Origin of the sequence: Rhizobium sp. RU35A (genome assembly GCF_900156005.1) — a bacterium.
Taxonomy (GTDB): domain Bacteria; phylum Pseudomonadota; class Alphaproteobacteria; order Rhizobiales; family Rhizobiaceae; genus Neorhizobium; species Neorhizobium straminoryzae.
Genome location: NZ_FTMR01000007.1, coordinates 264,335 through 279,605, shown reverse-complemented (window position 1 = coordinate 279,605; position 15,271 = coordinate 264,335). Strand labels below are relative to the sequence as shown.

Annotated in this window: 12 protein-coding genes and 1 pseudogene; 5 read left to right on the top strand and 8 right to left on the bottom strand. The window is 58.0% G+C overall.

Going from position 1 to position 15,271, the window contains the following annotated elements:
- Nucleotides 1-202: 202 nt before the first annotated feature.
- Nucleotides 203-1,447, bottom strand: coding sequence for a peptidase T (pepT, locus tag F3H95_RS17385; RefSeq protein ID WP_149746908.1), 1,245 nt, complete (start codon nucleotides 1,445-1,447; stop codon nucleotides 203-205).
- 126 nt (nucleotides 1,448-1,573) lie between these two features.
- Nucleotides 1,574-2,566 (bottom strand): TerC family protein, encoded by a 993-nt coding sequence (locus F3H95_RS17380; protein WP_142881057.1) that lies wholly within the window; start codon nucleotides 2,564-2,566, stop codon nucleotides 1,574-1,576.
- Nucleotides 2,567-2,989: 423 nt separating this feature from the next.
- Here F3H95_RS17380 and rpsD point away from each other — a divergent pair, with 423 nt between their 5' ends.
- Nucleotides 2,990-3,607: a 30S ribosomal protein S4 gene (gene rpsD / locus F3H95_RS17375; protein WP_142881056.1), complete on the top strand. Its 618-nt coding sequence runs from the start codon at nucleotides 2,990-2,992 to the stop codon at nucleotides 3,605-3,607.
- A gap of 79 nt (nucleotides 3,608-3,686) precedes the next feature.
- Here rpsD and F3H95_RS17370 read toward each other — a convergent pair whose 3' ends face one another.
- From F3H95_RS17370 to F3H95_RS17355, 4 genes and pseudogenes are all read right to left on the bottom strand, one after another.
- Nucleotides 3,687-3,989, bottom strand: a complete 303-nt coding sequence (locus F3H95_RS17370) for a hypothetical protein (RefSeq protein WP_149746907.1) — start codon at nucleotides 3,987-3,989, stop codon at nucleotides 3,687-3,689.
- A gap of 20 nt (nucleotides 3,990-4,009) precedes the next feature.
- Nucleotides 4,010-5,512 (bottom strand): Si-specific NAD(P)(+) transhydrogenase, encoded by a 1,503-nt coding sequence (sthA, locus tag F3H95_RS17365; RefSeq protein ID WP_142881054.1) that lies wholly within the window; start codon nucleotides 5,510-5,512, stop codon nucleotides 4,010-4,012.
- A 183-nt stretch (nucleotides 5,513-5,695) separates the two neighbouring features.
- Nucleotides 5,696-5,860 (bottom strand): annotated as a pseudogene (locus F3H95_RS17360) (JAB domain-containing protein); the annotation flags it as partial.
- Nucleotides 5,861-6,096: 236 nt separating this feature from the next.
- The gene (locus F3H95_RS17355) at nucleotides 6,097-6,726 is read right to left on the bottom strand and encodes an HTH domain-containing protein (RefSeq protein WP_149746906.1); all 630 of its coding nucleotides are present in this window, start codon (nucleotides 6,724-6,726) and stop codon (nucleotides 6,097-6,099) included.
- 192 nt (nucleotides 6,727-6,918) lie between these two features.
- Here F3H95_RS17355 and F3H95_RS17350 point away from each other — a divergent pair, with 192 nt between their 5' ends.
- Genes F3H95_RS17350 through F3H95_RS17340 form a run of 3 tightly spaced genes read left to right on the top strand, consistent with a single transcriptional unit; the run spans nucleotide 6,919 to nucleotide 10,245 of the window.
- Nucleotides 6,919-8,412, top strand: a complete 1,494-nt coding sequence (locus tag F3H95_RS17350) for a recombinase family protein (RefSeq protein ID WP_149746964.1) — start codon at nucleotides 6,919-6,921, stop codon at nucleotides 8,410-8,412.
- Nucleotides 8,412-9,317 (top strand): plasmid partitioning protein RepB C-terminal domain-containing protein, encoded by a 906-nt coding sequence (locus tag F3H95_RS17345; protein WP_149746905.1) that lies wholly within the window; start codon nucleotides 8,412-8,414, stop codon nucleotides 9,315-9,317. The genes F3H95_RS17350 and F3H95_RS17345 overlap by 1 nt, the downstream gene beginning before the upstream one ends.
- The gene (locus F3H95_RS17340) at nucleotides 9,310-10,245 is read left to right on the top strand and encodes a plasmid partitioning protein RepB C-terminal domain-containing protein (RefSeq protein WP_149746904.1); all 936 of its coding nucleotides are present in this window, start codon (nucleotides 9,310-9,312) and stop codon (nucleotides 10,243-10,245) included. Before F3H95_RS17345 ends, F3H95_RS17340 begins: the two co-directional genes overlap by 8 nt.
- A 224-nt stretch (nucleotides 10,246-10,469) precedes the next feature.
- On the opposite strand, the gene F3H95_RS17335 is transcribed toward F3H95_RS17340, so the two are convergent.
- Nucleotides 10,470-10,703 (bottom strand): helix-turn-helix domain-containing protein, encoded by a 234-nt coding sequence (locus F3H95_RS17335; RefSeq protein ID WP_149746903.1) that lies wholly within the window; start codon nucleotides 10,701-10,703, stop codon nucleotides 10,470-10,472.
- Between the two features lie 247 nt (nucleotides 10,704-10,950).
- On the bottom strand, nucleotides 10,951-14,169 hold the full coding sequence (locus tag F3H95_RS17330; RefSeq protein WP_244618054.1) for a DEAD/DEAH box helicase family protein: 3,219 nt from the start codon (nucleotides 14,167-14,169) through the stop codon (nucleotides 10,951-10,953).
- A 218-nt stretch (nucleotides 14,170-14,387) separates the two neighbouring features.
- Here F3H95_RS17330 and F3H95_RS17325 point away from each other — a divergent pair, with 218 nt between their 5' ends.
- Nucleotides 14,388-15,251, top strand: coding sequence for a WYL domain-containing protein (locus F3H95_RS17325; RefSeq protein ID WP_244618053.1), 864 nt, complete (start codon nucleotides 14,388-14,390; stop codon nucleotides 15,249-15,251).
- Nucleotides 15,252-15,271 lie beyond the last annotated feature (20 nt).

Below are 15,271 nucleotides of genomic sequence, written 5' to 3'. Positions count from 1 at the left end.
CTGTTTCCCTCGCGGCGTCGCCTCATCCACCCTTCGGTTACCTTTTCCCCGCGGGGAGAAGGGCGCGCGGCGCCTGTTGTTCTCCTCTCCCCACCGGGGGGAGGGTCGCCGAGCGAGGCGGTGTGAGGGCCCACGCCGCGATAAGCCTATCGTGGCAGACAGCGACCTCTGTATCGTAACGGCGATTGACGGCTTAAACCGCTCAAGCCGCCCGCTCTTCCCACACCTTCACCAGTTCGACGATGGTTTTGACCGCCGTTTCCATGTCCTGAACGCTCACCCATTCCAGCGGCGAGTGATAGGCATGGCCGCCGGTGAAGATATTGGGGCAGGGCAGGCCCATGAAGGAGAGGCGGGCGCCATCCGTTCCGCCGCGAATGGGCGTGATCTTCGGGGAAAGGCCGATGCGGCGGGTGGCCTGCAGCAGGTTTTCCGTCACTTCCGGGTGACGGTCGAGCACGGTCTTCATGTTGCGATACTGCTCTTTGACCGTGAAGGTGAAGGTCGAGCCCGGATAGGCCGAAAGCACCTGTTCGGTGATCGTCTTCAAGAGGTCTTCCTTGTCGGTCAGCCCCTGTTCCTCGAAGTCGCGGATGATGAAGCTGATCTTTGCGCCCTCCATCGCACCGCTGATGCCGACCGGGTGGATGAAGCCCTGCCGCCCTTCGGTCGTCTCCGGCGCCTGGTCCTTCGGCAGACGGGCAACGATCTCGGCGGCGATCTTGATGGCATTTTCCATCTTGTCCTTGGCGGTGCCGGGATGGATGGCGACGCCCTTGATGGTGATCGTCACGCCGTCCGCCGAAAAATTCTCGTTCTCGATCTCGCCGATGGTCGAGCCATCCAGCGTGTAGCCGAAGGCAGCGCCAAGCTTTTCAAGATCCACCTTGTCGGCGCCGCGGCCGATCTCCTCGTCGGTGGTGAACAGGATTTTCACCGGTCCGTGCGGGATCTCCGGATGGTGGAGGAGGAACTGCGCCGCCGTCATGATCTCGGCGACGCCGGCCTTGTCGTCTGCGCCGAGCAGGGTCGTGCCGTCGGTGGTGACGATGTCATGGCCGATCTGGTTTGCGAGTTCCGGATGCTCTGCGACACGGATGACCCGGCTGGTGTCGCCGGTGAGGTGGATGTCGCCGCCCTGATAGTTCCGGACCAGTTGCGGCTTCACGCCGGTGCCGGAAAAATCCGGTGCCGTATCCATGTGCGCGCAGAAGCAGATGGCCGGAACCGCCTTGTCGCTCGTTGCGGGAACGGTCGCATAGACATTGCCGTGTTCGTCGAGATGCGCATCGGCAAGGCCCAGCGCCTTCAGTTCCTGCTCGAGCACGCGTCCGAGGTTCTTCTGCTTTTCCGTCGAGGGCTGGGTCGAGGAGGCGGGATCGGACTGGGTGTCGATCACCACATAGCGCAGGAAGCGATCGAGAACGGTGTCGGTGGGAAGAGACATGAGCGGGCATCCGATTCTGGCTGACGTGATGGCCCGACTGTAGCGTGCCGGACGCAAGGCGGAAATGGCGGATGCGAAAACCGCGCCGGTCGGACCGGCGCGGCAGGGCAGCTTCAGAGAGCCCGGTTAATCGGCAGACTTGGTCAGCGTCGCGCTGCCGTTGCGGGTGGCCCAGAGCGAGCCGAGGATGCCGGCGGCGAGGATGCCGAGCGTGACCGAGAGCGAGACCACCGGCGGGATCTTGGCAAGGCCCAGCATGTCGGCGAGGAAGATCTTCGAACCGATGAAGATCAGCACGACGGAGAGCGCGTATTTCAGGTAGGCGAAGCGGTGGATGAGGGCCGACAGCGCGAAATAGAGGGCACGCAGGCCAAGGATCGCGAAGATGTTGGAGGTGTAGACGATATAGGGATCGGTGGTGATCGCGAAGATGGCCGGGATCGAATCGACGGCGAAGATGACGTCGGCGAGTTCCACCATCACCAGCGCCAGGAAGAGCGGCGTGATGAAGGTCTTCAGTCTGCCGGTCTTGTCGTCGGCTTCCCGCACCATGAACTTTTCGCCGCGCAGGCCATCGGTTACCGGCAACTTGCGCCGCAGGAATTTCAACACGGGGTTGGAGGCGACGTCATATTCCTTGTCGGCCGTCAGCAGCATCTTGATGCCGGTGACGATCAGGAAGGCCGCGAAGAGATAGAGAACCCAGTTGTAGTTTTCGACGATCGCGGCACCGGCGGCAATCATCACGCCGCGCAGCACGATGACGCCGAGGATGCCCCAGAGCAGGACGCGGTGCTGGTAGGCGCGCGGAATGGAGAAGTAGGTGAAGATCATGGCGATGACAAAGATGTTGTCCATCGCAAGGCTCTTCTCGACCACGAAGCCGGTCAGATATTCAAGGCCGGCCTGTTCGCCGCTCTGGAACCAGATCCAGCCGCCAAAGGCGAGGCCGAGCGCAATATAGAACGCGGAAAGGGCAAAACTCTCCTTGATGCCGATCTCGCGGCTGTCCTTGTGCAGGACACCGAGATCAAGCGCGAGGAGAACGAGAACGACGACGACAAAGGTCAGCCACATCCAGACGGGCTTGCCGAGGAGGTCTATGAAAAGGAAGTCCATGACGGCTCTTTCGAAGCCGGATCAAGGTTGACTGAAAAAGCACCGACATCACGGTCGATCCGGCGATACACGTCAGAGGGGCCCGGTGCTGACACGGCAGATGGGAAGCCACAATTTCGCCTTCAAGAGCGCAGCATCAAAAAAATGCAAGGTGACATCGCGGCGCGGCATCGTGGTTAACGCGGCCTTGATCCACGGCCGCGTCGCGGGCGATGTTGACAATTCCATGACTTCCCCCTAAAGACCGCGCCAACGCCGGGTGGAAACGCCCGGTGTTTCATTTGACATGTCCCGTGGTTGTCTCCGGACGCTCCGTGAGAAACCTGTCAGAGCCGCCGCAAGGTTCGGGCTCTTAGGAGGGCGTGTTTCCTCGGGTCCGGTCTGGAAACAGCCCGGTCGTTGTTTGTTTGAGAAGGAAATACGATGAGCAAGCGCGCGTCGTCCAAGTACAAAATCGATCGCCGCATGGGCGAAAACATCTGGGGCCGTCCGAAGTCCCCGGTCAACCGCCGCGAATACGGCCCGGGCCAGCACGGCCAGCGCCGCAAGGGCAAGCTCTCCGACTTCGGCGTGCAGCTGCGCGCCAAGCAGAAGCTGAAGGGCTACTACGGCGATATCCGCGAGAAGCAGTTCCGCGCCATCTATGACGAAGCCAACCGCCGCAAGGGCGATACCGGCGAAAACCTGATCGGCCTGCTCGAGTCGCGCCTGGACGCCATCGTCTACCGCGCCAAGTTCGTTCCGACCGTCTGGGCTGCCCGCCAGTTCGTCAACCACGGCCATGTCACCGTCAACGGCGTTCGCGTCAACATCGGTTCGTATCGCTGCAAGGCTGGCGACGTGATCGAAGTGCGCCAGAAGTCCAAGCAGCTGGTGACGGTTCTCGAATCGGTCCAGCTCGCCGAGCGTGACGTTCCGGATTACATCGAAGTCGACCACAACAAGATGGTTGCCACCTTTGCCCGCGTACCGTCGCTGTCCGACGTTCCGTACCCGGTCATCATGGAACCGAACCTCGTCGTCGAATTCTACTCGCGTTAATCGCGGTGAAAATGGCCCCGAAAGGGGCCATTTTCATATGGGCATCTCATCAGGTCGCTCGTTCATCGAGCGGCCTTTTTCATGCGCGGTGTTTGAGGTGATGCCTGACAACGGTGACGACCAGCGCCACGACCCGGACGCCGAAGGCGATGCTGCCCACCGGGATGCTGACCAGCATCAGCCAGCCCGCGACGAAGAGAAAGGACAGAAGCCCTCCGATGTCGCTGCCGAAGATGATGCAGGGATAGCCGCCGCCTTCGTTCAGCGGACAGCCGGCAACGTCGGCGATTACTGTGCTGATCACGACGCCAGCCAAGGGCAGGAGGGCGAGAGAGAGGATCGCGACGAGCGAGATGGCGAAGGGACGCAGGAGGCTGCGCATCCGGTCCCTTCGCGCGCGCATTATTTCACCGCAGCCTTGCGCGGCATGGTGGGGTGGTCGGCAGCCGTAGACCCGGCTGCGTTTACCGGATCGAGAGACTGGGCTGTTGCCACCGGCGCTTCCTTCGGTCCTTCGCCCATGCGGTTCCAGGCGTCGAGGCCGGCGATCTTGTAGGCTTCGGCCAGCGTCGGATAGTTGAAGGTGTTTTCCACGAAATATTCGACCGTGCCCTTCAGGTTCAGCACCGCCTGGCCGATATGCACCAGTTCGGTCGCGCCTTCGCCGACGATATGGACGCCGAGCAGACGGCGCGTCTTCAGCGAGAAGATCATCTTCAGCAGGCCGGTATCGAGGCCCATGATATGGCCACGCGAGGTTTCGCGGAAATGCGCGATGCCGGTCTCGTAGGGAATGCCGCGCTGGATGACCTCTTCCTCGCTGAGGCCGCAGGTGGAAATCTCCGGGACGGCATAAATGCCATAGGGGAAATATTGCGGCGGCTCGCTGGCGGGAGCGCCGACCGCATGGCGGGCGGCAATGCGGCCCTGTTCCATCGAGGTGGAGGCAAGGCTCGGAAAGCCGACGACGTCGCCTGCGGCATAGATATGCGGCACGGCGGTCTGGAAGGTTTCGGGGTCGACCTTCAGGCGGCCGCGGCTGTCGGCTTCAAGGCCGGCGGCAGGAAGGTTCAGCGTATCGGTTGCGCCGACACGGCCGGCGGCAAACAGCACCATTTCCGCTTGCAGTGATCGGCCGCTCTTCAGTGTCACGCGGCACTTGCCGCCGTTTTCCTCGCGCACGACGGTCTCCACCGTCTGGCCGAAGATCAGCTTCATGTTGCGGTCACGCAGCTGGTAGGCGAAATCCTCGACGATCTCCTTGTCGATGAAATCGAGCATGGTGTCGCGCGGCTCGACCACCGTTACCTGCGTGTCGAGCGCGCTGAAGATCGTGGCATATTCAATGCCGATGACGCCGGCGCCGACAACGATCAGCGAGCGCGGCACCTTCCTGATCTCCAGCAGTTCGTCGCTGTCGATCACGGCTTCGCCATCGAAGGGAATGTGGCCCGGGCGATAGGGGCGGGTGCCTACTGCAAGCAGGATGGAGGCGGCGGTGGTGCGCAGGATCTCCCCATCGCTCTTTTCGATTTCCAGCGTGTTGGGATCGACGAATTTCGCGCGGCCGCGCATCAACTGCACCCGGTTGCGGGCAAACTGATGCTCCAGCACCTCCACCTCGTGATCGAGCGTGATCAGGAGGCGGCGGCGCAGGTCGTCGGCGCTGATATCCTGCTTGACGCGGTACGAGCGGCCGTAAAAACCGCGCTCGCGCCAGCCGGTGAGATTCAGAGCGGTCTCGCGCAGCGTCTTGGAGGGAATGGTGCCGGTGTGCACCGAAACGCCGCCGACACGGCGACCCTGTTCCACGACGAGAACCTTCTTCTCCAGCTTGGCGGCCTGGATGGCCGCGCGCCGGCCGGCCGGCCCGCTGCCGATGACGATGAGATCGTAATGATGCATGGATGTGCCTCGTCTTGGGATGAGATGCCTATTGCACCGCAACAAATGATGTCGGTCAAATCATAACGTCGATTTCTGACCAATTTCTCATCGGTCTGCGACGTTCCCGCAAAAATGCCGGAATCAGACAAAAGCCCCGCATGGACTGACCGATGCGCTGCACAAAAGGCGGGCCGACTGTCGTCAGATCAGCCGCAGGCCCCGGAAGCTCACATGCCCGTCCTTGCCGATGATGATGTGGTCATGCACGGTAATCCCGAGAGGCTTGGCCGTGTCGATGATCGTCTTCGTCATGTCGATATCGGCGCGCGACGGAGTCGGATCGCCGGACGGGTGGTTGTGCATCATCCGACGCCATTTACTATCTTTTTGATATTAAAGGAATTTATGTATTTTTCTTTTCAGGTGGTGCCGGGATTTGGGAGCGGCATTTGATGCGCTATCGTGATCGACACAATTGATCATGGTTGCATCTAGCCAATCCCGTTCAAGCACGACACCACTCTACACCTGTCTTGTTTTCGGATTCTGGGGACATTGATTCGTCGGGGGGCAGCGCACAATCCCCGAGTGAAATATCCTCGTTATTCCCTGTTCCTACGATATCGTCCTTTCCGTCGCGAGCCAACATAGTTTATAAGACCGGCCTCTTTAAGCGCCGCGATATCACGACGCGCTGTCTTGAGGCTCACGGTCCATGCTGTGGCTATCTCCTTCGCATTGCAACGTCCTTCTGTGATTCGGTTCAAAAACCAACGTTGCCGCTTATTGAAGGCGAAGTGATCGGGGACATTTTTAGGGTCACTTTTGCGGACATGATTAGGGTCAGTTTTCAGCCCCTGCGCTGCTGCGTCGCCACCGGCGATTTCACCGGAAGCATAGGCCTCGCGAGCTCGCGCGAGCGAAATGCGATCAACCGCTTCCGTCAGTGGCGTCGCCAATGGACTCTCGATCAGTCCTAAAAAGAAGGCTCTGATCACGGGCGAGGAAACCACCAGCCGTAAGAAATATACGGTGTCTGGCCCGTGCTGCCCCGCAAGCCAGTGCTTGACGGTCCTTTCGCTTGCATCTGTTTGGCGCATAAGCTGTTTAATCGCGCGATGGCTATCGCCATGCTCTTTGCGCAGAAGCTCAGCGATGGTCCGCGCATAGATTTCACGCCCACCGAGGACGCCTTTCCATAGGGGTAATTTCCTGCCCTTTTTCGGCAACATCTTCCGTTTTCTCCGCAGCTAGAATGGTGTCCATGCGGAGAGGCGGCAGAGGCTTGCCACAAACTGCGGCTTCAGACGTCTTAACTGCCGCGGTTATGTCCAGGAGTGCGTGGTAAGATGAACCGGAGACTTTACGACGATAATCGGCCGGGGCAGCCGGAACGCCCCCTTTGCGCTGCCGAATACGTCCGCATGTCGACGGATCATCAGAAATATTCTACGGAAAACCAATCCGACGCGATCAAACAATATGCCCAGTCTCGCGGGATCGAGATCGTCAAGACCTATGCCGATGCCGGGAAGAGCGGTCTCAAGATCGAGGGGCGCGACGCGCTTCAACAGTTAATCGAGGACGTCAGATCCGGGAGCGTCGAATTCACCTTGGTGCTCGTCTATGACGTTAGCCGCTGGGGAAGATTCCAGGATGCGGACGAAAGCGCGTACTACGAATATCTCTGCCGACGCGCCGGTATCGCCGTGGAGTACTGCGCCGAGCAATTCGACAACGACGGTAGCCCGATTTCGACCATTGTAAAAGGCGTGAAGCGGGCGATGGCCGGCGAATACAGCCGTGAACTATCAACCAAGGTGTTTGCAGGCCAAGGTCGCCTGATCGAGAAGGGGTATCGGCAGGGCGGGCCAGCGGGCTTTGGCTTACGTCGAACACTCATCGATGAGCACGGTGTCACCAAGGGCTTCCTCGAACGGGGCGAGCACAAAAGCATCCAGACCGATCGGGTGATCCTAACGCTGGGCCCTGCCGAGGAAGTCAATCTGGTTCGTGAAATCTACCGCTCGTTTGTTCATCAGGGATACAGCGAAAGCCAGATTGCAGCCGATCTCAATAGGCGTGGCATTCCCACAGACCTCGGGCGTCCTTGGACCAGAGGAACCGTCCACCAGGTTTTGATCAATGAAAAATATGTGGGCGACAATGTTTGGAACCGCCAATCCTTCAAGCTGAAGAAAAAGCGCGTCCAGAACGATCCCGAAATGTGGATCCGTGCGCAGGATGCGTTTGCAGCCGTCGTCGAGCGCGAGTTATTCGAAGCGGCAAGAACCATGATCAGCGCGCGCTCCTTTCGCCTCAGTGATGAGGAGATGTTGCAGTCCCTGAGAAAGCTGTATCATCAACGGGGTTTGCTTTCGGGGATCGTTATCGACGAATGTGACGGGATGCCGTCCAGCAGTGCCTATAGCTCCCGATTTGGCAGCTTGCTCCGGGCGTATGGTCTCGTGGGTTTCACGCCGGATCGCGATTATCGCTATATTGAAGTAAACCGCGAACTGCGCAAACTTCATCCCGAGGTTTTGCGTCAGGTGCTTGACGGGTTTCGGACGTCGGGCAGCGATGCCTTGCAGGATCTTCAGACCGATAGGGTCGTCGTAAATGGCGAGTTCAGCCTCTCCGTCGTGATCGCCCGTTGCATGGAAACGCCCACCGGGCTCCTTCGGTGGAACCTGCGCTTCGATACATCCCTCGCGCCCGACATCACGATCGTTGTGCGGATGGACAACGCCAATCGCGAGCCGCTTGACTACTACCTGTTCCCGCGCATCGACATGCTCTCCGAGAAGCTGCGGCTGGGAGAGGAGAATGCACTTGGGCTCGATGCCTATCGCTTCGATGGCCTCGACCTTCTTTATGACATCGCCATGCCCGTTGCACTTGAGGAGGCTGCCTGATGCCCGCTGCTCGCCCCAGTCGGATCGAAATGATCCCAATTTCTCGCATTACCGTTCTGAACCCTCGTGCGCGCAACAAACGCCAGCATCGGGAGATCGTGAACAACATTGAAGCCATCGGTCTTAAGCGACCGATCACTGTGAGTCGGCGCGATGGCGCGGGCGGGCCGAGATACGATCTGGTTTGCGGAGAAGGTCGGCTGGAAGCGTTCCAGATGTTGGGACAGACAGAGATTCCAGCCGTGGTAATCGAAGCCAGCGAAAGCGAATGCCTCGTAATGAGCCTGGTCGAAAACATCGCTCGGCGCACGCCGCGCCCCATCGATCTGATGAAGGAGATCGGTGCATTGCGTTCTCGTGGGTTCAGCGATGCCGCGATAGCCGAGAAGATCGGCGTCGGAGCCTCCTGGGTAAACATGATCGCATCGCTCCTTGAGCGGGGGGAGGAACGATTAGTATCCGCGGTGGAAACCGGGCTGATCCCCATCACCCTGGCAATGGAGATTTCCAAGGCTGAGACGGAAGAGGCGCAGGACCTGCTTCTCGACGCCTACGAGACCGGCAAGCTCAGAGGCAAGAAGCTCGCAGCCGTCCGTCGTCTGCTCGAGATTCGGATGCGAAGCCAGCGCAAGGGAGGATTGCCTGCCGGACGATTGGGTCGAAAGGGGACAGGCGTTCGCCGTATGACGGCCGCTGATCTTATGCAAGTTTATCAGCGTGAGGCGGAAAAGCAGCGTCTCCTCGTCAAAAAGTCGGACTTCACCCAGACGCGGCTGCTGTTCGTCGTTGAGGCGCTCAAGGATTTGATCTCCAAGGACGGATTTATAAATTTGCTGAGGGCCGAAGGACTGGCGACGATGCCTCGTGCGCTTACAGTCCGGGTGTCTGGAGGAGATCATGACTGAAGAGGCAACGGACCGGGAGGATGGGCGCATACGTTTCGCCTTCGATCGTGACTTCGTAACGGTTCCCGTCGCCGCCATCGTGCCACTGAAGACATTGCCGTCCGGCGCCCGGGAGAGCCGCTCCTATTCACAAGTCTTGAGTTCGATCAAGGCGATCGGTCTGATCGAAGCGCCGGTCGTCATGGCCGACGAAAAGAATCCAGGGACCTGGTTTCTTCTCGATGGTCACTTAAGGTTGGAGGTACTGAAAGAACTCGGCATCACCGAAGTCGAGTGCCTGCTCACCGCAGATGACGACACTTACACCTATAACAAGCGCGTCAACCGCATCCCTCCAATCCAGGAACATCGCATGATCGCGCGCGCGATGGATCGGGGTGTCTCGTCGGCTGACATAGCCGCCGCTCTGAACCTCCAGGTCGAGTCGGTGTTGCGGCGTTTCCGGCTACTTGAAGGGATCAGCCCCGAAGCGGCTGAGATGCTGAAGGACACGCCTTGCTCGATGAAGGTATTCGACATCTTACGACAGATGACATCTGTGAGGCAGATTGAAGCCGCTGATCTGATGATAGGTCAGAACAATTTTACCGTGATGTTCGCTCGTGCTCTGCGCGCTGCCACGTCCGAAAACCAGCTTGCTTCGACCAAGAAAGGAAAAGGTGGAGGCAAACCTACGCCGTCGGGTCAACAGATCGCCCGCATGGAGCGGGAGTTGGCGGCACTCCAGACTCAAGTAAAGTCGGTCGAGGAAACCTACGGCATCGACAATCTGCATCTGACAGTCGCGCGTGGATACATCGCTAAACTTCTGGCGAACAATCGTGTTGTTCGCTGGATGGCGGTCCATCAGCAAGACTATCTCACGGAATTTCAGAAGATTGCCGAGATCGACACGCTCGGTTCCATTGCTGAGCCGTCGGTAGCCTAAACATAGAATGGGGACCCGGACCCGAAAAGCGCGGGGACCATGGGAGACGCCGCACTGCGGGGCGGATCAAGCATGGCGGTGGGAATGGCGGCGAACCCGCATGAAGCCCACCAGGCCGGACGTCATATGGTCTGGCCGCATGAGGGACAATGTGCCCCGGTTAACCAGGCGGCGGGCGTGTCGAGAGCGCAGGCCGGCACGCCCGTCGTTTGCGTGTAAAACGATCAAGCATGATAATCTGCGGTCTCGTACTCAATTCGCTTTGAATTGCGGCATTGGACACGGTTCCGCTCGTCCCAGGCGTCAAGCTCGTCGATGTGGTAGAGGACAGCTTTGCCGATCTTTACGAACGACGGCCCGATCTTCATCGAGCGCCAATTTCGCAGGGTGCCCACTGAAATGCTGCCGCGATAGCGTTCCGCTACTTCTTCCGGCGTCAGGAATGTGGTTTGTGACATACGTCCTCCTTTGGCAGAAGTCCTGCCGTTGATGATTAGACATCGTAGAGCTCGAGAGGCATCTCTTAAGGCATTGGCCAATCAGAGATCCGCGCACGTTGGCTAAGCCTCTATCGCGCACGCTCCACCACGGCAGAACATGAACACGCCTGCACAGTCAGGGAAGTATCAATTTGGGGGCGTAGGGAATTCGGATAGGCTGGAATGCAAAAAGGCGGGGTAGGCCAGAAGACATTCTACAATACGGCTATTCACTACCTATGATTCGGAGCTTCATCGCACGGGTCTCCAGGAGATAGGTCTCCACGCCGGCGAGCAGATGCAGGCCTTCCTCCGTGATCGCCGCCCGCGACAAGCCGGGCTGAATAATTTTGACATCGAATTCATATCGATAGTCCTGCCAGCTTGCCTTCAGTTTTTTGAGGAACGCGGCAGTTCCGTGCTCGAAACGCGAGGTGCTGCCTTTTTCAAGACGCAACTTTTCGCGCTTCAGCATGTGCGTGAACATCCTATAAGGGCGATCACGCCAACGTGCTGATTTTTGGGCCTGGCCACAGACCTCATAGAGGTCTTTCACGCGCGCACCTGGTGTGTCCACGCTGGAGTATTTGCAGTGGTGGAGGGTTACTTGCACAAGGCCTTCCGTCACACGAACGGCAACTACGTCCGCGATTTCACCAGCTCCGTCATCGTCGAAAATAAGATCATAGACGTTTCCATCCGCGATCAATGTCTCGATAACCCGTCGCTGGACGGAATCTGAGCGCTTTTCTGGTCCCTGTGATTCTGTTCGAATATTGGTCCCCGACCAGTCCCAAGTTTCCACTCGATCTCGAGAATACGGTTCCACCTCAATACCGTCTGGTAAGGCATACAGATGGCTGTAGATAAGGAGAGATCCGTCTCCGAAATCAATTTGCGGGGAGTCTTCACCAAAAGATTCCGACAGCGTTTTCACTTTGCCGCCAATCTTAATTGTCGCCTTCGGTCCGGATCGTTGCAGATAGCGGGCACCGCCTTCCGCAAAAACGATCTCAAACTCAGCAGCATCAAAATTGCTGTGGACCGAGAAACGCAGTGGCCCTGTCCGTTCATGGTCAAGCAATTCGATATCGCATTCGGCGAATGGGACGGGCCGATCACCGAAGGTAATTTCGACGCGATCCTCGATCTGTGTCAGCAGTGACTCTGGCCAATGGATCGCAACCGGCGGTACTGCGGGCCTCTCGTTGATTTGCCAAGGCCGCATGGCACTTTTGAAAACGCCATCAGTGGTGATCCCCGGATCGTTTACTGCCCGACCGATATCAGCACACCACTCAACCCAGTCGGTTAGATCGCGAACAGGTGAGATAGACCAGAACTTGCCCTTTGCCGAGCAGCCGCGTGAAGCCGGCACGCCGTCGAGGAAGCCGGTGGCAAAGACATTATTTTTGATGCGGGATTGCGACTTTGCGCTATCAAGCCCGTCCGCTACATCAACGCCCATGTACATTGAGTAACGAACACCGCGTCCCTGATGGTGGGTTAGGCCGAGATTGCGGAGAATAAGTCGGTTGAATCCGTGCAGGCAGCGGAAGACTTCCTCTCCTTCGACGCGACGCGCTGTTTCGCCACAGATGACTTTAGCGAGCCGGTCGTAGGGGCCTTTAGCTGAACTGCTGATATAGAGAAGCTGTCGGTCTGGATCCCAGTGGACCATATGCAGGTCCCAGAAGACATTGATGGCATGCTGCGCAGTGGTCCATCCTGCTTGTTCTTCCGATCGAGTGACGAAAATGGCGACGCGCTGGTGTGGGTTGACCTTCATGCCGAGATAGATGCCTGGATTATACAGGTCCTCAGCGCGCAGTGGCTCCCAGGCCTCGCACGACGTTCGATAGACCACCGCGTTCATTTTTGGTTCCAGCGTCTGAAGCGGGATATCGTTCAGATCTCCGACGAAGCCTTTGAACATTTCTGAGCGGCGAACCTGTCGGTCGATCTTTGCCGTGCTAAGGGCCTCGACCAGAGCGTTCCAGTCGGCGTCCTCCGCATAGAGCTTGGCTAACGAACGGTCGATGTCGTCCACGCCAGTATTGGCGATAACAGTGGCATCGCCCAGGCGCGGATCTTGCCGCGTGAAACGGCCAACGAACTGGATGGTAACGGCAATGCTTTTGTGCGGATCATGAAGCGCCGCGATTTTCAATTCCGGAAGATCGAAACCTTCGCCGAGCATATCGACGCAGACGATGACCCGGCTCTCGAAGCGCCTCAATGCGGCCAGGTTTGCACGGCGTTCACGGATAGACTGTTGGCTGTGAACGATGACGGGGTTGAATTCAGGGAACATTGCGCTGTAGATCCGGTGAAGATCTTTAGCGCGCTCGATAGTCTGGCAGCGCGCCATGGCAAGATGGTTGAGGCCAGCGTCCAGATCGCCCTGGAGGACTTCACCAAGCTTTTCGGCAATTGCCAGATCGGCATCAGCTTGGTCGAGGCCAAACACGGCTTCAAAACGAATGGGCTTGAAATATCCTTCTGATTGAGCCTTCTTGAGGGGGTAGGTGTAGATGAACTCCCCGTCTACGCGTCTTCCATCCTCTCGGAAGGGGGTGGCTGTGAATTGAACGATAGGGAGCGGTGGATCTCGATCAACGAAGAGGCCACGAAACCGAGCCCACGTCGGAGCACCGATATGGTGCGCCTCGTCAATGAAGAGCGCTGAAGCACGTTCGGCCATTTGCTCCTGAACGGGCGCATCCGCGCGGCCGGCAATCTGCATTGTGGTGACAATGACATTTGCGCTGTCGAAAATTTGGTCGACCTCCGCTGCACTTGTCGGGATATGCGATAGGCGCATGACAACCGGATAAGAAGCCTTATCGGCCAGGCATTGCTGTTGTCTCAAGACGCCGAAGGTTTCGAACTTGGATGCTATTTGTTCGCGTAAGGCGTCGGTCGGAACCACTACCAACAATCGCTCAAACTTCTCGTGGGCATTTAGAGCGAGCATCGTTTCGGTCTTGCCTGTCCCCGTCGGCATGACAATGGTTGCGGGTGCGGTCGATCGTGTTCTGTGTGCCAGCGCTGCGTGAAGCGCTCCGATCTGAGGGCGTCGCAAACCTGGACGCACCGGCTCATCGGCGCGTCCTTCGCGCAGATATATCGCGTCAGTCCAAGAGGCTGAGACCGCAGACAGTAGATTTACCCGCGTGTTGCGATCCATCGTGGCTACGTTGGCCGGCCGAGCGTTTATCCAGCGACCTTCGCCAAGCTCCAGGGCTTCGGCTATTTGTTTGGCTTCTATGGCGTCAGCCACAAGAAGAATAAGGTCAGCCTCAAGTGGTGTTGCCGTTTTCGCGCTTATAATTTTCAGCGTCTGTCCAGAGGTCAGGATGGTCTCATAGCCTGTGACGCGGCGGATAACGAAGCGACGTAATTTGCAGCGAACGCGCTGGGCTGGAACGATCAACTGACGCACGGTGCTGCCCAGGACCTTACCGTCTACTGCGAGGCGAGGCGGGAGTAGTAGGTCGACCTCCGGGTCAAAGAGGTCATCCTGAGTTGAATCTGCGCTTCGCTTACGGGGAGGCATCTGACCATCCATCGTCCGTTGACTTAAATCTATCATGCGTATATGAACTATACGCATTAAATGTCAACATCCGTATATTTAGTATTCTAATGTTGGAGGCGTTCTTGCGCTGGGGTGTCGAGCAAAGGCTAGAGTTTATCGAGTTCCGCCTGTTCTGGGAGGGATCGATAAATCGCGCTGACATTACGAATTTTTTTGGCGTGTCGGTTCCTCAGGCTTCAAAGGACCTGACCGCCTACCAGGAGCGTGCCCCTGGAAACATGGAATATGACACGCGCGCCAAACGCTATGTTGCCGCAGAGAAATTCGTGCTGCGCTTCCTTGATCCAGATCCTCATATGTATTTGTCGCAGCTCCGTGCCGTAACTGAGGGAATGGTCCCTGCGCATGATTCTTGGATCGCTGCGCTTCCGAAAGCGGATGTCGCTCTGACGCCGAAGCGCGATGTAGATATCGGCGTTCTCAGGGGGGTGCTTGAGGCCGTACGCGAAGGCGCTTCAGTTGAAGTCTTTTACCAGTCGATGAATAAGGTGCGCCCGGAGCCGATTTGGCGTCGTATCACGCCTCACGCTTTTGGTTTTGATGGTTTCCGTTGGCACGTTCGCGCTTACTGTCATCTTGAGCATCGTTTCAAAGATTTTCTCCTTCCTCGCATATTGGAGGTTGGTGTTAAGGGAGAGCCCGGCGAAGGCGGAGAGCAGGATTGGCTTTGGAATAATTATTTCGATGTGATCATCGGACCACATCCTGCGCTTACGCCAAGTCAGCAAAAAGTCGTCGCCAAGGATTATGGTCTCGACCACGGTCACGGGGTGCTTTCAGTTCGCTATGCGATGCTTTTCTACGTATTGAAGCGGTTGGGTCTGCTTGGGGACGCCACAAAACAGAGTGCTCATACCCAGCATATTGTGACCATTAATCGCAAAGAGACCGAAGCGGCGCTTGAAAAAGCGGAGCTTCAGCTATGAATGGGTTGAGTGAGGGCAAC

Bases quoted from the DNA above. Each gene is read 5' to 3' on its own strand.
- pepT (WP_149746908.1), bottom strand. From the start codon at position 1,447: ATGTCTCTTCCCACCGACACCGTTCTCGATCGCTTCCTGCGCTATGTG.
- F3H95_RS17340 (WP_149746904.1), top strand. From the start codon at position 9,310: ATGACTGAAGAGGCAACGGACCGGGAGGATGGGCGCATACGTTTCGCC.
- F3H95_RS17350 (WP_149746964.1), top strand. From the start codon at position 6,919: ATGTCGACGGATCATCAGAAATATTCTACGGAAAACCAATCCGACGCG.
- F3H95_RS17380 (WP_142881057.1), bottom strand. From the start codon at position 2,566: ATGGACTTCCTTTTCATAGACCTCCTCGGCAAGCCCGTCTGGATGTGG.
- F3H95_RS17345 (WP_149746905.1), top strand. From the start codon at position 8,412: ATGCCCGCTGCTCGCCCCAGTCGGATCGAAATGATCCCAATTTCTCGC.
- F3H95_RS17370 (WP_149746907.1), bottom strand. From the start codon at position 3,989: ATGCGCAGCCTCCTGCGTCCCTTCGCCATCTCGCTCGTCGCGATCCTC.
- F3H95_RS17355 (WP_149746906.1), bottom strand. From the start codon at position 6,726: ATGTTGCCGAAAAAGGGCAGGAAATTACCCCTATGGAAAGGCGTCCTC.
- sthA (WP_142881054.1), bottom strand. From the start codon at position 5,512: ATGCATCATTACGATCTCATCGTCATCGGCAGCGGGCCGGCCGGCCGG.
- F3H95_RS17335 (WP_149746903.1), bottom strand. From the start codon at position 10,703: ATGTCACAAACCACATTCCTGACGCCGGAAGAAGTAGCGGAACGCTAT.
- rpsD (WP_142881056.1), top strand. From the start codon at position 2,990: ATGAGCAAGCGCGCGTCGTCCAAGTACAAAATCGATCGCCGCATGGGC.